Origin of the sequence: Streptomyces sp. F63 (genome assembly GCF_018070345.1) — a bacterium.
Classification (GTDB): Bacteria; Actinomycetota; Actinomycetes; order Streptomycetales; family Streptomycetaceae; genus Streptomyces.
In genome coordinates, this window is sequence record NZ_JAGPXX010000034.1 from 25,950 (window position 1) to 46,045 (window position 20,096).

Genomic DNA, 20,096 nt, shown 5'->3' on the forward strand with positions numbered 1-20,096 from the left:
TCACCGCACCATGTCGATCGACGTCAACAACGAGTCCGGTACCGCAGTGGACGAGCAGGCGCTGCTGGACGTCGCCCGCTACGCCCTCGCCCGGATGCGCATCCACCCGCTCGCCGAGCTCTCCGTGATCGTCGTCGACAGCGACGCCATGGAGCAGCTCCACCGCCAGTGGATGGACCTCCCGGGCCCCACGGACGTCATGTCCTTCCCGATGGACGAGCTCCGCCCGCCGGCCAAGGACGACGAGGAGCCCCCGCAGGGGCTGCTCGGCGACATCGTGCTCTGCCCCGAGGTGGCCCGGCGGCAGGGCGAGGAGGCGCCGACGGCGCACTCGATGGACGAGGAGCTCCAGCTCCTCACCGTCCACGGCGTCCTCCACCTCCTCGGTTACGACCACGAGGAGCCGGAGGACAAGGTCGAGATGTTCGGCCTGCAGAAAGCGATCATCGACGGCTGGCGCGCCGAGCGCGGCGTCGAGGGCCCCTCGCCGGCGCCCACCACCCGGTGACCGGCCAACTGATCGGCGCGGCCGTCCTGCTGGTCGTCGTGGCCTGGCTCGCCGCCTGCGCCGAGACGGGCCTGGCCCGGACGACCCGGTTCCGCGCCGAGGAGGCCGTGCGCTCGGGGCGCCGCGGCAGCGCCAAGCTGATGGCGGTGGCCGAGGACCCCAGCCGCTATCTCAACGTGGCCCTGCTGGTGCGGGTGGCCTGCGAGATGGCGGCCGGCGTACTGGTCACCTTCGCCGCGGTGCGGGAGTTCGACGAGACCTGGGAGGCCCTGGCCCTCGCCACCGGCGTGATGGTGCTGGTCTCCTACGTCGCCGTCGGCGTCTCCCCGCGCACCATCGGCCGGCAGCACCCGCTGAACACCGCCACCGCCGCCGCGTACGTCCTGCTGCCGCTGGCCCGGATCATGGGGCCGGTCCCGCAGCTGCTGATTCTCCTCGGCAATGCCCTCACCCCCGGCAAGGGCTTCCGCAAGGGCCCGTTCGCCTCGGAGGCGGAGCTGCGGGCCATGGTGGACCTGGCCGAGCAGGAGCAGCTGATCGAGGCCGAGGAACGGAAGATGGTGCACTCCGTCTTCGAGCTGGGCGACACCCTCGTCCGCGAGGTGATGGTGCCCCGCACCGACCTCATCGTCATCGAACGCGGCAAGACCGTCCGGCAGGCCCTCACCCTCGCCCTGCGCTCCGGCTTCTCCCGGATCCCCGTGGTGGGGGAGAGTGAGGACGACGTCGTCGGCATCGTCTACCTCAAGGACCTCGCCCGGAAGACCCACATCAACCGGGAGTCGGAGAACGACCTGGTCTCCACGGCCATGCGCCCGGCCGCGTTCGTCCCCGACACCAAGAACGCCGGGGACCTGCTGCGCGAGATGCAGCAGCGGCGCAACCACGTCGCGGTCGTGGTCGACGAGTACGGCGGCACCGCCGGCATCGTCACCATCGAGGACATCCTGGAGGAGATCGTCGGCGAGATCACCGACGAGTACGACCGGGAGCTCCCGCCGGTGGAGGAGCTGGGCGGGGGCCGCCACCGCGTCACCGCCCGCCTCGACATCGGCGACCTGGGGGACCTCTACGGGCTCGACCTGGACGACGAGGACGTGGAGACGGTCGGCGGGCTGCTCGCCAAGCTGCTGGGCCGGGTGCCGATCGCGGGGGCGACCGCCGTGGTGGACCTCGCCGACTACGTCACCGACCCGGAACCGCCGGCCCTGCGGCTGACCGCGGAGTCCCCGGCCGGCCGCCGCAACCGTATCGTCACGGTGCTGGTGGAGCCGGTCCCCGCCGAGGAGGGCGGCCCCGCCGGGGACGAGGACGGGGAGGACGCCGGCCGGGCGTAGGGCCCGCCCCGGTGGCCGCCGCGGGCCCGGGCGGTCCTTATCCTCGTAGCCATGACGGACACCACGGACAGCGCTCCCGCCCTCGACGCCGAAGACGCCAAGCTCGTCACCCTGGCCCGCTCCGCCCGGGCCCGCAACGGCGTGCCCGAGGGCGCCGCCGTGCGCGACGAGACGGGCAGGACGTACGTCGCCGGGACGGTGGCCCTGGCGTCGCTGGAGCTCAGCGCCCTGCGCACCGCCGTCGCCATGGCCGTGGCCAGTGGCGCCCGGTCCCTGGAAGCCGCGGTCGTGGTCTCCTCCGCCGGGGCCGTACCGGACGAGGACCGCGCGGCCGTGCGCGACCTCGGCGGCCCGGACACCCCCGTCCTGCTCGCCGGCCCGGACGGCACGCTCCGGACTGCCGTCGGCGCCGGCTGAGCGGGCCCCGGAAGCGGGGGCGGCCCGTCAGGCCGGCGCCTGACCGCGCACGCCCGGCCGTACCGCGGTGGCCGCGCCTCACCGCGCCTCACCGCGCCTCACCGTGCCCGCCCGGTCCGGTGGTCGGTGGCGCTGCGCCGATCGGGGAGAATGACCGCCATGAGCGATCGTTCCCCGTCCCAGCCCCGGCCGCAGGCCGCCCCGCACCGCGCGGGCTTCGCCTGCTTCGTCGGCCGCCCCAACGCGGGCAAGTCGACCCTCACCAACGCCCTGGTGGGGACGAAGGTGGCGATCACCTCCAGCCGGCCGCAGACCACCCGCCACACCGTCCGCGGCATCGTGCACCGGCCGGACGCCCAGCTCGTGCTGGTCGACACCCCGGGGCTGCACAAGCCGCGCACCCTGCTCGGCGAGCGGCTCAACGACGTCGTGCGGACCACCTGGGCCGAGGTGGACGTCATCGGCTTCTGCCTGCCCGCCGACCAGAAGCTGGGCCCCGGTGACCGGTTCATCGCCGGGGAACTGGCCAAGGTCAAGAAGACGCCGAAGATCGCCGTCGTCACCAAGACCGACCTGGCGGACTCCGAGCAGCTCGCCGAGCAGCTGATCGCCGTGGACCGGCTCGGGCGGGAGCTGGGCCTGGACTGGGCGGAGATCATCCCCGTCTCGGCCGTCGCGGGCCAGCAGGTGTCCCTGCTGGCCGATCTGCTGGTGCCGCTGCTGCCGGAGGGCCCCGCGCTCTACCCGGAGGGCGATCTCACCGACGAGCCGGAGCAGATCATGGTCGCGGAGCTGATCCGCGAGGCCGCGCTGGAGGGTGTCCGGGACGAGCTGCCGCACTCGATCGCCGTGGTCGTGGAGGAGATGGTCCCCCGCGAGGGGCGGCCGGAGAACAAGCCGCTGCTGGACATCCACGCCAACCTCTACATCGAGCGGCCCAGCCAGAAGGGCATCGTCATCGGTCCCAAGGGCGCCCGGCTGAAGGATGTCGGCATGAAGTCCCGTCGGCACATCGAGGCGCTCCTGGGCACCCCGGTCTATCTGGACCTCCATGTGAAGGTGGCCAAGGACTGGCAGCGGGATCCGCGGCAGCTCCGCAAGCTGGGCTTCTGACGGGCGTCTCCCCGGGGCGGGGCGGGGCGAGCCGCGGTGGCGAAGGGGATGCCGTGGCCCGGCGAACGTCCGGCCGGAGTCCGGAACATTCCGGTGCGCCGGGAATGAGGGATACCGCACGCATGCCCCGATGGCTCCCCGCCGTCCCGCATACTGGAATGACCCCACACGTCACGGCTCCCCTCGGCTAGGGTGCTGTGCACCATGCGTATCGGGCTGCTTCTCCTTAGCCGCCGCGGCGAGGGCCTGTAGTCGAGGCCGACCCCCTCCCCGCGGAGTTCGGTGATGCCACCGTCGGCCGTCGAGCATCCTTCGACAGGAGCCCCGCGCAGATGTCTTCCTCCCAGCCCGCCGCCGGTCACCGGCCCGTCGGCCGCACCACCCCCGTCACCGCCGCCACCGTCGCCCAGCGGCCCTCCGGGATGCCGGTCCACAAGTACGGGCCCTACGAGGCCGTGGCGATCCCCGACCGCACCTGGCCCGAGAACCGCATCACCGAGGCCCCCCGCTGGCTGTCCACGGACCTGCGGGACGGAAACCAGGCGCTGATCGACCCGATGTCCCCGGCCCGCAAGCGGGCGATGTTCGACCTGCTGGTCTCCATGGGCTACAAGGAGATCGAGGTGGGCTTCCCCTCCTCCGGCCAGACCGACTTCGACTTCGTACGGTCGATCATCGAAGAGGACGCGATCCCCGAGGACGTGACGATCTCCGTCCTGACCCAGGCCCGCGAGGAACTGATCGAGCGCACGGTCGAGTCCCTGCGCGGCGCCCGCCGTGCGACCGTCCACCTGTACAACGCCACCGCCCCCGTCTTCCGCCGCGTCGTCTTCCGCGGCAGCCGCGAGCAGGTCAGGCAGATCGCCGTCGACGGCACCCGGCTGGTCATGGAGTACGCCGAGAAGCTGCTGGGCGAGGAGACCGTCTTCGGCTACCAGTACAGCCCGGAGATCTTCACCGACACCGAGCTGGACTTCGCGCTGGAGGTCTGCGAGAGCGTCATGGACGTCTGGCAGCCCGAGGACGGCCGCGAGATCATCCTCAACCTGCCCGCCACCGTGGAGCGTTCGACACCCAGCACCCACGCCGACCGCTTCGAGTGGATGTCGCGGAACCTCTCCCGCCGTGAGTTCGTCTGCCTGTCCACGCACCCGCACAACGACCGCGGCACCGCCGTGGCCGCCGCCGAGCTGGCCGTCATGGCCGGCGCCGACCGGGTCGAGGGCTGCCTGTTCGGGCAGGGCGAGCGCACCGGGAACGTCGACCTGGTCACCCTGGGCATGAACCTGTTCTCCCAGGGCGTCGACCCGATGATCGACTTCTCCCGGATCGACGAGATCCGCCGCACCGCCGAGTACTGCAACCAGATGGAGGTCCACCCGCGCCACCCCTACGCGGGCGACCTGGTCTACACCTCCTTCTCCGGCTCCCACCAGGACGCCATCAAGAAGGGCTTCGACGCCATGGACGCCCGGGCCGCCGAGGCCGGGAAGACCGTGGACGAGATCGAGTGGGCCGTGCCGTACCTGCCCATCGACCCCAAGGACGTCGGCCGCTCCTACGAGGCCGTCATCCGGGTCAACTCGCAGTCCGGCAAGGGCGGCGTGGCCTACGTCCTGAAGAACGACCACAAGCTGGACCTGCCGCGCCGGATGCAGATCGAGTTCTCGAAGATCATCCAGGCGAAGACCGACAGCGAGGGCGGCGAGGTCACCCCGGCCCAGATCTGGTCCGTCTTCCAGGACGAGTACCTGCCCACCACCGACGCCCCCTGGGGCCGGATCGCGCTGCGCTCCGCCCAGACCTCGACCACCGGCGAGGGGGGCGACGCGCTCACCGTCGAGGCGGTCGTCGACGGGCAGGAGACCGTGCTGACCGGCAGCGGCAACGGTCCCATCGCCGCCTTCATCAACGCCCTGGGCACGATCGGGGTGGACGTCCGCGTCCTGGACTACGCCGAGCACGCCCTGAGCGAGGGTGCCGGCGCCCGGGCCGCCGCCTACGTCGAGTGCGCCGTGGACGGCAAGGTCCTGTGGGGCGTCGGCATGGACCCCAACACCGTCCGCGCCTCCCTGAAGGCCGTGGTCTCCGCCGTCAACCGCTCGGCCCGGGCCGCCTGACCTCTTCGGCCGCTTCCGCACCACGGCCGCTCCGCCTCCGTTCCGCCCCCGCTCCTCCGCCGTTCTTCCGCCGGAACCGGCCATGCCGGCCCGGCCGGAACCGGACCCTCCGCGAGGGCCGCGCCGCAGGTCGGAGCACCCGCACCGGGTGTGGACGGCCGTTCCCGGCCACCGCCGCCCGCCACCGGACCCCCGCCCCCTCCGGACGGGGTGCTGACGCGACCCGTCCGCTGTGGTTAACATCACGTCCATACGGCACCGTTGCCGCACGATGACAATCCGGCGGCGCGCGGTGCCCCGATGTTTCGGGATGAGCCGCCGGAGGTGCGCGAGATGCGCGTGTGGGGAGTGTGCGCCAGCTGGCACACGGTCGGCGACGGTGAGTTCTTCTGCCCGGACTGCGGCGGCGACCGCAACTACCGGCGCCGCACCGGGCGCCGCCGGTTCACCTTCCTCGGGGTCCCCGTGCTGCCCCGGGGCACGGCCGGCCCGGTCGTCGAGTGCTCCTCCTGCCGGGGGCACTTCGGCACGGAGACCCTGGACCACCCCACCACCGTCCGCTTCTCGGCGATGCTCCGCGACGCCGTGCACACCGTCGCGCTCGCCGTCCTCGCCGCGGGCGGCACCGAGTCCCGGCCGACCCGGGAGGCCGCCGTCTCGGTGGTGCGCGCCGCGGGCTTCGCCGACTGCACCGAGGAGCAGCTCCTCACCCTCGTCGAGGCGCTGGCCGCCGACGCCGGCCGGCTCCCCGGCTGGGCCGAGGACTTCGGCGAGCACAGCGGCACGGCGCTGACCATAGAGCTCCACGAGGCCCTGGGCCCGCTGGCCCCGCACCTCGCCCCGGCGGGCCGGGAGAGCATCCTGCTGCAGGGCGCCCGGATCGCCCTCGCGGACGGGCCGTACCGCCCCGCCGAGCGGGAGGCCCTCTCCGCCGTCGGCGCGGCCCTCACCATCCGCCGCGAGGAGACCGAGCGCCTGCTCGCCGCCGCGGCTCGCACACCCTCCTGAGCCGTCCTCCCGGAGCCGTACGGGCTTCCCCCGCCCCCGCCCCCGGCCGTGCTCCCCGTGCGGGAGAATGGCCCGTATGACTCTGTTCCGCGACGACGGCATCGTGCTGCGCACCCAGAAGCTGGGTGAGGCGGACCGGATCATCACCCTGCTCACCCGGGGCCACGGCCGGGTGCGGGCGGTGGCGCGCGGGGTGCGGCGCACCAAGTCGAAGTTCGGGGCCCGGCTGGAACCCTTCTCCCATGTGGACGTGCAGTTCTTCGCCCGGGGCGGCGAGCTCGTCGGCCGTGGTCTGCCGCTGTGCACCCAGAGCGAGACCATCGCGCCGTACGGCGGGGCCATCGTCGCCGACTACGACCGCTATACGGCGGGCACGGCCATGCTGGAGACCGCCGAGCGGTTCACCGACCACGAGGGGGAGCCGGCCGTCCAGCAGTACCTGCTGCTGGTGGGGGCGTTGCGGACGCTCGCGGGCGGTGGGCACGAGCCGCGGCTGGTGCTCGACGCCTTCCTGCTCCGCTCGCTGGCCGTGAACGGCTACGCGCCCAGCTTCGCCGCCTGCGCCCGATGCGGCCTCCCGGGCCCGAACCGTTTCTTCTCGGTGTCGGCGGGCGGCGTGGTGTGCGGGGACTGCCGGGTGCCGGGGAGCGTCGTGCCCTCGGGGGAGGCCCTGGCCCTGCTCGGGGCGCTGCTGGCGGGCGACTGGGAGACGGCGGACGCGTGCGAGGCGCGGTACGTCAGGGAGGGCAGCGGGCTCGTGGCAGCCTATCTGCACTGGCACCTGGAGCGCGGACTGCGTTCCCTCAGGTATGTGGAGAAATAGGAGACGTGGACCGCATGGCACGACGCGGGATTCTGGGCCGTACCCGTCGCGAGTACCAGCAGCCGGAGCCGCACCCCAGCGGCGCGCGCCCGCCGGAGATCCCCGGGGAGCTGATCCCGAAGCACGTGGCGGTCGTCATGGACGGCAACGGGCGCTGGGCGAAGGAGCGCGGGCTGCCGCGCACCGAGGGGCACAAGGTCGGTGAGGGCGTCGTCCTGGACGTGCTCAAGGGCTGCCTGGAGATGGGCGTCAAGAACCTGTCGCTGTACGCCTTCTCCACGGAGAACTGGAAGCGCTCGCCCGAGGAGGTGCGCTTCCTGATGAACTTCAACCGGGACGTGATCCGCCGCCGCCGGGACGAGATGGACGCCCTGGGCATCCGCATCCGCTGGGTGGGGCGGATGCCCAAGCTGTGGAAGTCCGTGGTCCAGGAGCTGCAGATAGCGCAGGAGCAGACCAAGGACAACGACGCCATGACGCTGTACTTCTGCGTCAACTACGGCGGGCGCGCCGAGATCGCCGACGCCGCGGCGGCCATCGCGGCCGATGTGCGGGCCGGGAAGCTCGACCCGTCCAAGGTCACCGAGAAGACGGTGCAGCGGTACCTGTACTACCCGGACATGCCGGACGTGGACCTCTTCGTCCGGCCGTCGGGGGAGCAGCGCACCTCCAACTACCTGATATGGCAGAGCGCTTACGCCGAGATGGTCTTCCAGGACGTGCTGTGGCCGGACTTCGACCGCCGCGACCTGTGGCGGGCCTGCCTGGAGTTCGCCCAGCGCGACCGCCGCTTCGGCGGCGCGGAGCCGAACCGTACGGAGCCGCAGCCGCCGCCGGGCGACGCGGCCGGCGGGGCCGGCGCCCCGCGGGGCTGAGCTTCCGGGCCGTTCCGGGGCCGGTGCCCGGGGAGTGCCCGGAGGACAGCGATACGGCGAGGGGCCGCGGGGCCCCTCGCCGTGTACGTCTCCGGGGCGGCCGTGTCCGGCCCCGCCCGGGGCGGGCCCGTGCCGCGCGGGCGGGTGCCGTCAGCGCCTGCCGCCGCCCGCCGCGGCCTTCGCCGCGCAGTCGCCGCAGGTGCCGAAGATCTCGATGGTGTGGGCGACGTCCACGAAGCCGTGCTCGGCCGCGATCTGGTCGGCCCAGGTCTCCACGGCCGGGCCCTCCACCTCGACCGCCTTGCCGCAGCCCCGGCAGACCAGGTGGTGGTGATGGTCGTCGGTGCTGCACCGGCGGTAGACGGCCTCGCCCTCGTCGGTGCGCAGGACGTCCACCTCGCCCGCGTCGGCGAGCGACTGCAGGGTGCGGTAGACGGTCGTCAGGCCGACGGAGTCGCCACGGTGCTTGAGGACGTCGTGCAGCTCCTGGGCGCTGCGGAACTCGTCCACCTCGTCCAGGGCCGCGGCCACGGCCGCGCGCTGCCGCGTCGACCGGCCGCGCACCGGCGCCGTGCTCGTTCCGCCGCTCCCCGCTGTGGCCACCGTTGCCTCCTCCTCGCCGGCCCGCATCCGACTGGCCATTGTGCCAGCCCCCACGGCCGCCCTCGCCGGTCCCGTCCGGGACCTCAGACCTTCACGTCGTCGCCCGCCGGGCGCTCCCCGTCCGCCTTCTCCAGAGCGCACCGCTCCCCCTCGTCCGCCGCGGCCCGGCGGGCCCGGCTGCGGGCCAGCGGCGCGGTCGCGGCCGCGAAGGCCAGGAAGACGGCGATGGCCAGCAGGACGATCGCGGCGCCCGAGGGGGCGTCCACGTAGTACGTCGTCACCGTACCGGTCAGCGAGACCGTGACGCCGATCCCCATCGCGATGGCCAGGGTCGCCGCGAAGCCGCGGGTGACCCGCTGGGCGGCGGCGACCGGGATCACCATCATCGCGCTGACCAGCAGCAGCCCGACGATGCGCATGGCGACGGTGACCGTCAGCGCGGCCGTGACCGCGAGCAGCAGGTTCAGCAGCCGCACCGGCAGTCCGGTGACCCGCGCGAACTCCTCGTCCTGGCAGACGGCGAAGAGCTGGCGGCGCAGTCCGAGGGTGATCGCGATCACGAAGGCCGCCAGCAGGCAGATCGCCACCACGTCCTCGGGGGCGACGGTGGTGATGGAGCCGAAGAGATAGGTGGAGAGATTGGCCGTGGAGCCGCCCGGCGCCAGGTTGATGATCATGACCCCGCCGGCCATGCCGCCGTAGAAGAGCAGGGCGAGCGCGACGTCGCCGCTGGTGCGGCCGCGGGAGCGGATGAGCTCCATGCCGACCGAGCCGGCCACCGCGACCAGGGTCGCCATCCACACCGGGCTGCTGTTCAGCAGGAAGCCGAGGGCGACGCCGGTCATGGCGACGTGGCCGATGCCGTCGCCCATGATCGCCTGGCGGCGCTGGACGAGGTAGATGCCGATGGCCGGGGCGGTGACGCCGACGAGCACGGCGGCGAGCAGGGCCCGCTGCATGAAGGCGTAGTTCAGGATCTCCATCAGGTCAGCAGCCCCGTCCGGATCGGTTCCGCCGTCGGTCCGGCGTGCGGGTGGACATGGTCGTGGCCGGGCAGCGCGTGCTGGCCCACGGCCTCGGGCGGCGGCCCGTCGTGCACCACGCAGCCGTCACGGAGGACGACGGCGCGGTCGATCAGCGGCTCCAGCGGGCCCAGTTCGTGCAGCACGAGGAGGACGGTGGCGCCGGCGGCGACCTGTGCGCGCAGGATGTCCGCGAGGACCTCCTGCCCGGCGAGGTCGACCCCCGCCATCGGCTCGTCCATGATCAGAAGGTCCGGTTCGGAGGCCAGCGCGCGGGCGATCAGCACCCGCTGGTGCTGGCCGCCGGAGAGGGCGTTCACGGAGTCCCCGGCACGGTGGTCCATGCCGACCAGCCGCAGCGCCCGGTCGATGGCGGCCCGGTCGGCCCTCCGCCGCGGCCGCAGTCCCGTACGGGCCAGGCGGCCGGAGGAGACGACCTCGCGCACCGTCGCGGGCACGCCGCTCGCGGCGGTGGTCCGCTGCGGTACGTACCCGATGCGGGCCCAGTCGCGGAAGCGGCGCAGCGGGGTGCCGAACAGCTCCAGGGAGCCCTGCTCCAGGGGCACCTGGCCGACCACGGCCCGTACGGCGGTGGATTTGCCCGATCCGTTGGCGCCGAGCAGGGCGACGACCTCGCCCCGGGCGACGGTCAGATCGATTCCGCGCAGCACGGTGCGCGCACCGAGCCGGGCGGTGGCCCCGCGCAGGGAGACAACGGGCTGTGCGGCCATGATCCGGTCCTCCGGGGACGGTCGTGGGGTGGGTGGGGCGGAGGGGGCGTGCGGGTGGGTGGTCATGGGAGGCGGGCGCCGGGTCACCCGGAGCCGAGGGCCTTCCGCAGCGCGTCGAGGTTGGCGCGCATGACCTCGAAGTAGTCATCGCCGGCGGACCGGTCGGTGATTCCCTCAAGGGGGTCGAGCACATCCGTCTTCAGGCCGGTGTCCGCCGCCAGGGTCTTCGCGGTGGCGTCGCTGACGAGCGTCTCGAAGAAGACGGTGGTCACCTTCTCACGCTCCGCGATGGTGTGCAGTTCCCGCATCCGGGCGGGGCTCGGCTCGGCCTCGGGGTCGAGGCCGCCGATCGCCTCCTGCTCCAGGCCGTACCGGGCGGCGAGGTGGCCGAAGGCGGTGTGGGTGGTGATGAAGGTGTCGGTGGTGCGGTTGCGCAGGCCGTCGGCGAATTCCTTGTCGAGCGCCCTGAGCTTCTTCACCAGGACGCCGGCGTTCTTCTCGTAGGCGGCGGCGTGGTCCGGGTCGGCCTCGGCGAGGGTCGTGGCGAAGCCCTCGGCCACCTCGGCGTAAGCGGTCGGGTCGAGCCAGAGGTGCGGGTCGGAGGCGCCGCCGGAGTGGTCGTGGCCGTCCCCGCCGGACTCCGGCTCCCCGGAGGGCTCGTCGCCGTGCTCCCCGGCGGCGAGTTCCGCGGCGTCCACGGCGTTCTTCACGCCGGACTGGGCCACGGCGGAGTCCACGGCGGGCTGGAGTCCCTTGAGGTACAAGGCCACGTCGGCCTCGCCCAGCTCGGCCGTCTGGCGGGGCTTGATCTCCAGGTCGTGCGGCTCCACCCCGGGCTTCGTCAGCGTGGTGACGGAGACGTGCTCCCCGCCGATCTCCTCGGCGAGGTACTCCAGCGGGTAGAAGGACGCGACGACGTTCACCTTGCCGTCCCCGCCCGCGCCCGCCGTGCCGGTGCCGCAGGCGGTGAGCGTGACGAGCCCGAGGGCGGTGACCCCGGCGGCGGCCGCGGCGGCGGATATTCGGGAGGCGGGGCGGTTCCGGCGTACGTTCATGACATCCATTTTCAACAAAGGTGGAAACGATTGTCAATAAAGCGGATGAGAAGCCCGCGGCACGGACCCCCGCCCGGGCCGGACGGCCAAAGCCCGGACACCAATTGGTCCCGGAGGACCGCCCGCCGGTAGCCTGAGGCATTCCGCTGTTCGTCGTCATCATGAAGAGAGCACCGTGGCCGCCGACAAGATCGACACCATCGTCAGCCTCAGCAAGCGCCGTGGCTTCGTCTACCCGTGCAGTGAGATCTACGGCGGTCAGCGCGCCGCCTGGGATTACGGGCCGCTCGGTGTGGAGCTCAAGGAGAACATCAAGCGCCAGTGGTGGCGCGCCATGGTCACCTCGCGCGAGGACGTGGTCGGTATCGACTCGTCGGTGATCCTCGCCCCCGAGGTGTGGGAGGCCTCCGGCCACGTCGCCACCTTCAGCGACCCGCTCACCGAGTGCACCTCCTGCCACAAGCGGTTCCGCGCCGACCACCTGGAAGAGGCGTACGAGGCCAAGCACGGCCGGCTGCCGGCGAACGGCCTCGCCGACGTCAACTGCCCGCACTGCGGCAACAAGGGCGGTTTCACCGAGCCCAAGCAGTTCTCCGGGCTGCTCGCCACCCACCTCGGCCCGGCCCAGGACTCCGCCTCCGTCGCCTACCTCCGGCCCGAGACCGCCCAGGGCATCTTCACCAACTTCGCCGCGGTGCAGCAGACCTCGCGCAAGAAGCCGCCGTTCGGCATCGCGCAGATGGGCAAGTCCTTCCGGAACGAGATCACGCCCGGCAACTTCATCTTCCGGACCCGTGAGTTCGAGCAGATGGAGATGGAGTTCTTCGTCAAGCCCGGCGAGGACGAGAAGTGGCACATCTACTGGATGGAGGAGCGCTGGAACTGGTACCGCGACCTCGGCATCCAGGAGGAGAACATCCGCTGGTACGAGCACCCGGCGGAGAAGCTCTCCCACTACTCCAAGCGCACCGCCGACATCGAGTACCGCTTCAACTTCGGCGGCAGCGAGTTCTCCGAGCTCGAGGGCGTGGCCAACCGCACCGACTTCGACCTCGGCGCCCACTCCAAGGCCTCCGGCCACGACCTGTCGTACTTCGACCAGGAGGCCGGCGAGCGCTGGACGCCGTACGTCATCGAGCCGGCGGCCGGCGTCAACCGCGCCATGCTCGCCTTCCTCCTCGACGCCTACGTCGAGGACGAGGCGCCCAACGCCAAGGGCAAGATGGAGAAGCGCACCGTGCTCCGCCTCGACCCGCGCCTCTCGCCGGTCAAGGCCGCCGTGCTGCCGCTCTCCCGCAACCCGGAGCTCTCGCCCAAGGCCAAGGGCCTCGCCGCCGACCTGCGGAAGAACTGGAACATCGAGTTCGACGACGCGGGCGCCATCGGCCGCCGCTACCGCCGCCAGGACGAGATCGGCACGCCGTTCTGCGTCACCGTCGACTTCGACACCCTCGACGACAACGCGGTGACCGTCCGCGAGCGCGACACCATGAAGCAGGAGCGGGTCTCCCTGGACCAGATCCAGGGCTACCTGGCCTCCCGCCTCCTGGGCTGCTGACTCCGGCCGCGCGGCGGCCCGGCTTCCCCGGCCGGCCGCCCGCCCGGTGAACGCCACCGGCGCCCCGGTACCCGCTGACGGCGGGCGCCGGGGCGCGGTGCCGTCCGGCGGTGCGGGACAATGGGAGACCGTCCCTTCCGCCTCCGCCCCCGTACGCGGGTGGCCGGAACCGTACGAACCGAGGAAAGCCGCTCGATGACGCAGTTGCAGATCGGCCCGCACACCGTGCAGCCGCCGGTGGTGCTCGCCCCCATGGCCGGGATCACCAACGCGCCGTTCCGCACGCTCTGCCGGGAGTTCTCCGGCGGTAAGGGCCTGTTCGTCAGCGAGATGATCACCACTCGGGCGCTGGTCGAGCGGGACGCCAAGACCATGCGGCTGATCCACTTCGACGGCACCGAGAAGCCCCGCTCCGTCCAGCTCTACGGAGTCGACCCGGCGACCGTCGGCAAGGCCGTCCGGATGATCGCCGACGAGGGCCTGGCCGACCACATCGACCTCAACTTCGGCTGCCCGGTGCCCAAGGTGACCCGCAAGGGCGGCGGTTCGGCGCTGCCGTACAAGCGGCCGCTGCTGCGGGCGATCCTGCGGGAGGCCGTCGCCGGCGCGGGCGGGCTGCCCGTCACCATGAAGATGCGCAAGGGCATCGACGACGACCACCTCACCTACCTCGACGCCGGGCGGATCGCCGCCGAGGAGGGCGTCACTGCGATCGCCCTGCACGGCCGGACGGCGGCTCAGCACTACGGCGGCACCGCCGACTGGGAGGCCATCGCCCGCCTCAAGGAGGCCGTTCCGGAGATCCCGGTGCTCGGCAACGGCGACATCTGGTCCGCCGCCGACGCGGTGCGCATGGTGCGCGAGACCGGCTGTGACGGCGTGGTGGTCGGCCGCGGCTGCCTGGGGCGGCCCTGGCTGTTCGGCGATCTGGTGGCGGCCTTCGAGGGCGGCGGTGAGACCGCGGAGCCGTCCTTCGGGGAGGTCGCCGCGGTGATGCGGCGCCACGCCCGGCTGCTGGGGGAGTGGTTGGAGGACGAGGCGCGCGGGGTCATCGACTTCCGCAAGCACATCGCCTGGTACACCAAGGGCTTCTCGGTCGGCTCCGAGCTGCGCAGGCGGCTGGCGACCGCCTCGTCCCTGGCCGAACTGGACGAGCTGCTGGGCCGCCTGGACCCGGACCAGCCCTGGCCCGCCCACGCGGACGGCCCGCGCGGACGCACCTCGGGACGGAACCGGGTGGTGCTGCCGGACGGCTGGCTGGCCGATCCGTACGACAGCGCGTGCGTGAGCGCGGACGCGGAGCTGGACACCTCGGGCGGCTGACGCCGCCGGCCCGCGCCGGGCCGGGCCCGGCCGCTGCTGCCCGGATGGGCCGCTTCGGCGGGCCGCTCCGGGCGGTCGGGCCCGCCCTCGGCGGGGCGCGGAGGCGGGGCGAACGGCAGGGGCGCGCGGTGTGCCGGGTGGTGGCCCAGGGAGGGCGGTGTGGCCGTGACCGTCAGGGGCGGTGCACCGGGCGGCGGCCCGTGGGGCGGTGTGCCCGGTGGTGACCCACAGTGTGGTGCACCGGGCGGTGGCCCACAGTGCGGTGCACCGGGCGGTGGCCCACAGGGCGGTGCACCGGGCGGCGGCCCGTGAGGGCCCGCGCGCCGCGCGTTACGTCTCGCGCCGCGGCGGCCCCGGCCTCCGGACCAGGCTGACCCGGACCGGTACCGGCTCGGGTCCCCCGGCCGGAGCGGGCCGGCCGGCCGCCCCGCCCCTGCCGCCGCCCGGGCCGCCCGCGCCGCTTCCGTCCCCGCCGGTTTCCGCGCCGAGCACCGTCGCCGCGGCCGCGGCGACCACCGGGGACCGCGCCGCGCGGGGCGCCGTGGCGGGCACCCCGGCCCCGGCCGCGGCCTCCGAACGTTCGGCTGCCGTCAGCAGGTCGAGGACCAGCGCGGCCGTCCAGCCGAAGTCCCGGCTGCCGCGCGCCAGTCCGCTGTGCGGGTCGACGTACTCGGCGAAGCCCGAGGCGTCGGCCGCGGCCAGCGCCGCGGCGCGCAGTTCGTCGGCCGCCGCCACGGCGCCGTACTGCCGCAGGCCCCGCTCCAGCAGCCAGTTGACGTTGAACCAGGCCGGCCCGCGCCAGTAGCGGGACGGGTCGAAGGCCTGTCCGCGCAGGTCGTAGCTGGGCACCAGCCGGACCGTGCGGCCGAGGCCGAAGTGCGGGCCGGTGGCGGTGGCCAGCAGCCCGGCGACGACCTCGTCGGGCAGTCCCGGCACGGCGAGCGGCAGGAGTCCGGCGGCGCTGAGTCCGGAGAGCGGTTCGTCGCCCGGCACGTCGTGGCCCCGGAAGATCCCCGTCTCCGGGTCCCACAGGTGCTCGACCAGGGACCGGGTGAGGCGTTCGGCGCGCGCCCGGTGCTCCGCCGGGTCGGCGCCGAGGGACGCGGCGATCCGGGCGAGGGCGTGCTCGGAGACCGTGAGCAGCGCGTTGAGGCCCACGTCCTCCACGGCGAAGGCGTGCGGGGCGTCGTCACGGTAGCCGTGGTCGCGGTAGTCGGCGGCGAGCCGGACATAGCGGCCGTAGTCGAGATCGGTGGGCCGGTCGGCGAGATCGCAGTGGTCGAGGTCCGCGCGCCGGAAGGTGCCGCGGCCGGCGGGCTCGACGCGTTCCAGCGGCGCGTCCCAGCACGGGCTGTTGTCCATGCCCGACTCCCAGGGATGGACGATGGAGACCAGTCCGTGCCCCCGGAGGTCGCGGCGCTCCACGAGATAGCGGTGCCAGGCCGCCAGCCGCGGGTACAGCCGTGCCAGGAAGCGCTCGCGGGCGGAGGACTCCGGGTCGGCCTCGTGCACCAGCCAGGCGGCCAGTGCGTGGACCGGGGGCTGGACGAGGCCGGAGGTCTCGGTGCGGTCGGGTGCCCCGGTACCGGAGCCGGCCCGCGAGGAGCGCCAGAACTCGGGCCCGGGGAAGTAGGCGCCGGCCGGCACCTCCGGGTTGAAGACGATGTGCGGTACGCGGCCGTCCTCCCACTGCGCGTCGAGCAGTGTGGACAGCTCGCGCCGGGCGCGGTCGGGGGAGAGGTGGCGCAGGCCGATGGCGATGAACGCGGAGTCCCAGCTCCACTGGTGCGGATAGAGGCCGCGGGAGGGGACGGTGGAGGTGCCGGTCCAGTTGCCCGCGAGGACGCGTTCGGCGCCGCGGCGCAGTGCGTCCGGGGGTGACGCGGGCATGGTGGGTCGCGGGAGGCGCGGGTTGCCGGCGGGGGCGACGCTTTCCACGAGAGGCTCCGGGACTCCGAGTAGGGGACGGCTTGTCGACGGCTTGTCGATACCGCACGAACGTACCGGAGGGTTTTGTCCAGTCCCAGGGCAAAAGTCTCATTGTGATGCGCGCCTCAGCCGGGCCCGGCACCCTTATCGCTCATTCGAGCGATCGGCCGCCCTCATGTGTCCATGTCGTGAGACGGGGTACCTGGAGGGTGCGTGATTCTCGCCACTGTGATCGGAGGTCCGCTCAGATGAGCGTTTTGCATTGGCCTGCACCTCTCAAAGGGTGGCACCCAGTGCCATCCATTCTGGCTTCAAGAGGTCGCGGATCACGTGACGCGCTGTGGCCCCATGGCCGCGCTCCGGTCCCTCGCACCGCCTCTCCGGTCGCCGTGAGTTCATTTCCTGAACCCATAACGATTCCACCAGGAGAGCAAGCTCACTTTCGATCCGGTGGCAGACGCGGGGTTACAACCCGATGACCATCCAGTGGACGTACTCATCAACCTTCGATCTGGGTACGCTCCCCGCCGTCAGGGCAGCCCCTCCCCCGAACCGCTCCGAGGGGGAACCCCACCACGAGGAGTGCGAGATCCCGTGTCGGAAACCACGAACCCCCATGTAGCCGCAGCCGAGCAGCAGAAGTTCGTTTACGACTTCACCGAGGGCAACAAGGATCTCAAGGACCTGCTGGGCGGCAAGGGCGCCAACCTGGCCGAGATGACGAACCTCGGTCTCCCCGTGCCACCGGGGTTCACCATCACCACCGAGGCGTGCAAGGTCTACCTGGAGACCGGTGCCGAACCGCCCGCCCTGCGCGACGAGGTGAGCGCGCACCTCTCCGCCCTTGAGGCGAAGATGGGCAAGAAACTCGGCCAGGCCGACGACCCGCTGCTGGTGTCCGTCCGCTCCGGCGCGAAGTTCTCCATGCCCGGCATGATGGACACCGTCCTCAACATCGGCCTCTCCGACGACTCCGTCGCGGGCCTCGCGCGGCAGTCGGGCGACGAGCGGTTCGCCTGGGACTCGTACCGCCGCCTCATCCAGATGTTCGGCAAGACCGTGCTCGGCGTCGACGGCGAACTCTTCGAGGAGGCCATCGACGAGGCCAAGCGGGCCAAGGGCGTCACGGTCGACATCGATCTCGACGCCGGCGACCTGAAGCAGATCGTCGAACGCTTCAAAGGCATCGTGCGGGAGGAGACCGGCCGCTCCTTCCCGCAGGACCCGCGCGAGCAGATGGACCTGGCCGTGTGCGCGGTCTTCGAGTCCTGGAACACCGACCGGGCCAAGCTGTACCGCCGCCAGGAGCGCATCCCCGGCGACCTCGGCACCGCCGTCAACGTCTGCTCCATGGTCTTCGGCAACCTCGGGCCCGACTCCGGCACCGGCGTCGCCTTCACCCGCGACCCCGCCAGCGGTCAGCAGGGCGTCTACGGCGACTACCTGCAGAACGCGCAGGGCGAGGACGTCGTCGCCGGCATCCGCAACACCGTGCCGCTGGCCGATCTCGAACAGCTGGACAAGAAGTCCTACGACCAGCTCATGCAGATCATGGAGACGCTCGAAACGCACTACAAGGACCTGTGCGACATCGAGTTCACCATCGAGCGCGGCCAGCTCTGGATGCTCCAGACCCGGGTCGGCAAGCGCACCGCCGGTGCCGCCTTCCGGATCGCCACCCAGCTCGTCGACCAGGGCCTGATCGACGAGGCGGAGGCGCTGCAGCGCGTCAACGGCGCCCAGCTCGCGCAGCTGATGTTCCCGCGCTTCGACGAGTCCGCCGCCTCCGAGCAGCTCGGCCGCGGCATCGCCGCCTCGCCGGGCGCCGCCGTCGGCAAGGCCGTCTTCGACTCGTACACCGCGGTCAAGTGGTCCCGTTCGGGCGAGAAGGTCATCCTCATCCGCCGCGAGACCAACCCGGACGACCTCAACGGCATGATCGCCGCCGAGGGCATCCTCACCTCGCGCGGCGGCAAGACCTCGCACGCCGCCGTCGTCGCCCGCGGCATGGGCAAGACCTGCGTCTGCGGCGCCGAGGAACTGGAGGTCGACACCAAGAAGCGCTGCCTGACCGCCAAGTCGCCCGACGGCAAGGGCCGGGTCGTCGTCGAGGAGGGCGACGTCATCTCCATCGACGGCTCCACCGGCAGGGTGTACCTCGGCGAGGTGCCCGTCGTGCCGTCGCCGGTCGTGGAGTACTTCGAGGGCCGGATGCACGCCGGTGCCGAGGACGCCGACGACCTGGTCAAGGCCGTGCACCGGATCATGGCCTACGCCGACCGCGTCCGCCGGCTGCGGGTCCGCGCCAACGCCGACAACGCCGAGGACGCCTCCCGCGCCCGCCGCTTCGGTGCCCAGGGCATCGGCCTCTGCCGCACCGAGCACATGTTCCTCGGCGAGCGGCGCGAGCTGGTCGAACGGCTGATCCTCGCCGACACCGACGAGGAGCGCGAGGAGTCGCTGAACGCGCTGCTGCCGCTCCAGAAGGCCGACTTCGTCGAGCTGTTCGAGGCCATGGACGGGCTGCCCGTGACCGTACGGCTGCTCGACCCGCCACTGCACGAGTTCCTGCCCGACATCACCGAGCTGTCGGTGCGCGTCGCTCTCGCGGAGGCCCGCAAGGACGCCAACGAGAACGACCTCCGCCTGCTCCAGGCCGTCCACAAGCTGCACGAGCAGAACCCGATGCTGGGTCTGCGCGGTGTGCGCCTCGGCCTCGTCATCCCCGGCCTCTTCGCCATGCAGGTACGGGCGATCGCCGAGGCGGCGGCGGAGCGCCGGACGGCCAACGGTGACCCGCGCGCCGAGATCATGATCCCGCTGGTGGGCACCGTCCAGGAGCTGGAGTTCGTCCGCGAGGAGGCCGAGCGGGTCATCGCCGAGGTCGAGGCCGCCGCCCGCGCCGACCTCAAGCTGACCATCGGCACCATGATCGAGCTGCCCCGGGCCGCGCTGACCGCCGGCCAGATCGCCGAGGCCGCGGAGTTCTTCTCCTTCGGCACCAACGACCTGACCCAGACGGTGTGGGGTTTCTCCCGCGACGACGTGGAGGCCAGCTTCTTCACCGCCTACCTGGAGAAGGGCATCTTCGGCGTCAGCCCGTTCGAGACCATCGACCGCGACGGCGTCGGCTCGCTGGTGCGGAACGCCGTCGAGGCCGGGCGGTCCACCCGTCCCGACATCAAGCTCGGCGTCTGCGGTGAGCACGGCGGCGACCCGGAGTCCGTCCACTTCTTCCACGAGGTGGGCCTGGACTACGTCTCCTGCTCGCCCTTCCGCATTCCCGTCGCCCGCCTGGAGGCGGGCCGCGCGGCGGCCGAGAGCCTGGGCAGCGACAGCCGCTGACCGGGAGCACGACCGAACCGGAGCCGGCCGCCGCGGACACGACCCTCACCACGGGCGGCCGGACCCGGGTCACCGGGGGAAGGGGGCGGCGCCTGTGCGGGGCGGCCGCCCCCTTCCGCATGCCCGGACCGGGCTCCACCGCGGGTCCGCCCGTACGGGCGCGCCGGCGGACGGGACCGCACGGCAGCGGCGCCGGGAGCGGGAACGGGAGCGGCAACGGGAGCGGCACGGGGCTCGGCGGCCGCGGCGTTCGGCGGCGGCCGGAGCGTGATGCCGGCGGGCCGCGGGGCCGGCGCGGGCGGGGCCGGTGCCGGGCGCGGAGGGATTGC

Annotated in this window: 16 protein-coding genes; 11 read left to right on the forward strand and 5 right to left on the reverse strand. The window is 72.7% G+C overall.

The window, feature by feature from the left end; genetic code table 11:
* The first annotated feature begins 10 nt into the window (after window positions 1–10).
* The 8 genes from ybeY (at window position 11) to KBZ10_RS25060 (ending at window position 8,201) form a co-directional block, all read left to right on the forward strand.
* Entirely contained in the window at window positions 11–508 is a 498-nt protein-coding gene (gene ybeY / locus KBZ10_RS25025) for an rRNA maturation RNase YbeY (RefSeq protein ID WP_210989990.1), read from the forward strand.
* On the forward strand, window positions 505–1,845 hold the full coding sequence (locus KBZ10_RS25030) for a hemolysin family protein (protein WP_210989991.1): 1,341 nt from the start codon (window positions 505–507) through the stop codon (window positions 1,843–1,845). The genes ybeY and KBZ10_RS25030 overlap by 4 nt, the downstream gene beginning before the upstream one ends.
* A 51-nt stretch (window positions 1,846–1,896) precedes the next feature.
* Window positions 1,897–2,262, forward strand: coding sequence for a cytidine deaminase (locus KBZ10_RS25035; RefSeq protein ID WP_210989992.1), 366 nt, complete (start codon window positions 1,897–1,899; stop codon window positions 2,260–2,262).
* A gap of 150 nt (window positions 2,263–2,412) precedes the next feature.
* On the forward strand, window positions 2,413–3,375 hold the full coding sequence (era, locus tag KBZ10_RS25040; protein WP_210989993.1) for a GTPase Era: 963 nt from the start codon (window positions 2,413–2,415) through the stop codon (window positions 3,373–3,375).
* Window positions 3,376–3,707: 332 nt separating this feature from the next.
* Window positions 3,708–5,495: a 2-isopropylmalate synthase gene (gene leuA, locus KBZ10_RS25045; protein ID WP_210989994.1), complete on the forward strand. Its 1,788-nt coding sequence runs from the start codon at window positions 3,708–3,710 to the stop codon at window positions 5,493–5,495.
* Window positions 5,496–5,828: 333 nt separating this feature from the next.
* Window positions 5,829–6,503 (forward strand): TerB family tellurite resistance protein, encoded by a 675-nt coding sequence (locus KBZ10_RS25050; protein ID WP_247702962.1) that lies wholly within the window; start codon window positions 5,829–5,831, stop codon window positions 6,501–6,503.
* Window positions 6,504–6,579: 76 nt separating this feature from the next.
* Window positions 6,580–7,326: a DNA repair protein RecO gene (gene recO, locus KBZ10_RS25055; protein WP_210989996.1), complete on the forward strand. Its 747-nt coding sequence runs from the start codon at window positions 6,580–6,582 to the stop codon at window positions 7,324–7,326.
* A 14-nt stretch (window positions 7,327–7,340) separates the two neighbouring features.
* The gene (locus KBZ10_RS25060) at window positions 7,341–8,201 is read left to right on the forward strand and encodes an isoprenyl transferase (protein WP_210989997.1); all 861 of its coding nucleotides are present in this window, start codon (window positions 7,341–7,343) and stop codon (window positions 8,199–8,201) included.
* A 150-nt stretch (window positions 8,202–8,351) separates the two neighbouring features.
* Here KBZ10_RS25060 and KBZ10_RS25065 read toward each other — a convergent pair whose 3' ends face one another.
* From KBZ10_RS25065 to KBZ10_RS25080, 4 genes are all read right to left on the reverse strand, one after another.
* On the reverse strand, window positions 8,352–8,804 hold the full coding sequence (locus tag KBZ10_RS25065; protein ID WP_210989998.1) for a Fur family transcriptional regulator: 453 nt from the start codon (window positions 8,802–8,804) through the stop codon (window positions 8,352–8,354).
* A gap of 83 nt (window positions 8,805–8,887) precedes the next feature.
* Window positions 8,888–9,787: a metal ABC transporter permease gene (locus tag KBZ10_RS25070; RefSeq protein WP_210989999.1), complete on the reverse strand. Its 900-nt coding sequence runs from the start codon at window positions 9,785–9,787 to the stop codon at window positions 8,888–8,890.
* Window positions 9,787–10,557 carry a metal ABC transporter ATP-binding protein gene (locus KBZ10_RS25075; RefSeq protein ID WP_247702955.1) on the reverse strand — a complete coding sequence of 257 codons (771 nt, stop codon included), beginning with the start codon at window positions 10,555–10,557 and terminating at the stop codon, window positions 9,787–9,789. The genes KBZ10_RS25070 and KBZ10_RS25075 overlap by 1 nt, the downstream gene beginning before the upstream one ends.
* 83 nt (window positions 10,558–10,640) lie before the next feature.
* Complete coding sequence (locus KBZ10_RS25080) at window positions 10,641–11,612, reverse strand: metal ABC transporter substrate-binding protein (protein WP_210990001.1); 972 nt, start codon at window positions 11,610–11,612, stop codon at window positions 10,641–10,643.
* Between the two features lie 175 nt (window positions 11,613–11,787).
* Between KBZ10_RS25080 and KBZ10_RS25085 the strand changes: the two genes are divergently transcribed.
* Both KBZ10_RS25085 and dusB read left to right on the forward strand, forming a co-directional pair.
* A complete protein-coding gene (locus KBZ10_RS25085) occupies window positions 11,788–13,170 on the forward strand; it encodes a glycine--tRNA ligase (protein ID WP_210990002.1) in 1,383 nt (460 codons plus the stop codon).
* Between the two features lie 195 nt (window positions 13,171–13,365).
* Window positions 13,366–14,493 (forward strand): tRNA dihydrouridine synthase DusB, encoded by a 1,128-nt coding sequence (dusB, locus tag KBZ10_RS25090; protein ID WP_210990003.1) that lies wholly within the window; start codon window positions 13,366–13,368, stop codon window positions 14,491–14,493.
* Between the two features lie 330 nt (window positions 14,494–14,823).
* Here dusB and KBZ10_RS25095 read toward each other — a convergent pair whose 3' ends face one another.
* Entirely contained in the window at window positions 14,824–16,383 is a 1,560-nt protein-coding gene (locus tag KBZ10_RS25095; RefSeq protein ID WP_210990025.1) for a trehalase family glycosidase, read from the reverse strand.
* A gap of 633 nt (window positions 16,384–17,016) precedes the next feature.
* Here KBZ10_RS25095 and ppdK point away from each other — a divergent pair.
* On the forward strand, window positions 17,017–19,767 hold the full coding sequence (ppdK, locus tag KBZ10_RS25100; RefSeq protein WP_210990004.1) for a pyruvate, phosphate dikinase: 2,751 nt from the start codon (window positions 17,017–17,019) through the stop codon (window positions 19,765–19,767).
* Window positions 19,768–20,096: the final 329 nt, after the last annotated feature.

Coding starts and splice junctions, on each gene's coding strand:
- ybeY (WP_210989990.1), top strand. CDS start 11: ATGTCGATCGACGTCAACAACGAGTCCGGTACCGCAGTGGACGAGCAG.
- KBZ10_RS25035 (WP_210989992.1), top strand. CDS start 1,897: ATGACGGACACCACGGACAGCGCTCCCGCCCTCGACGCCGAAGACGCC.
- era (WP_210989993.1), top strand. CDS start 2,413: ATGACCGCCATGAGCGATCGTTCCCCGTCCCAGCCCCGGCCGCAGGCC.
- leuA (WP_210989994.1), top strand. CDS start 3,708: ATGTCTTCCTCCCAGCCCGCCGCCGGTCACCGGCCCGTCGGCCGCACC.
- KBZ10_RS25050 (WP_247702962.1), top strand. CDS start 5,829: ATGCGCGTGTGGGGAGTGTGCGCCAGCTGGCACACGGTCGGCGACGGT.
- recO (WP_210989996.1), top strand. CDS start 6,580: ATGACTCTGTTCCGCGACGACGGCATCGTGCTGCGCACCCAGAAGCTG.
- KBZ10_RS25060 (WP_210989997.1), top strand. CDS start 7,341: ATGGCACGACGCGGGATTCTGGGCCGTACCCGTCGCGAGTACCAGCAG.
- KBZ10_RS25070 (WP_210989999.1), bottom strand. CDS start 9,787: ATGGAGATCCTGAACTACGCCTTCATGCAGCGGGCCCTGCTCGCCGCC.
- KBZ10_RS25075 (WP_247702955.1), bottom strand. CDS start 10,557: ATGGCCGCACAGCCCGTTGTCTCCCTGCGCGGGGCCACCGCCCGGCTC.
- KBZ10_RS25080 (WP_210990001.1), bottom strand. CDS start 11,612: ATGAACGTACGCCGGAACCGCCCCGCCTCCCGAATATCCGCCGCCGCG.
- dusB (WP_210990003.1), top strand. CDS start 13,366: ATGACGCAGTTGCAGATCGGCCCGCACACCGTGCAGCCGCCGGTGGTG.
- KBZ10_RS25095 (WP_210990025.1), bottom strand. CDS start 16,383: ATGCCCGCGTCACCCCCGGACGCACTGCGCCGCGGCGCCGAACGCGTC.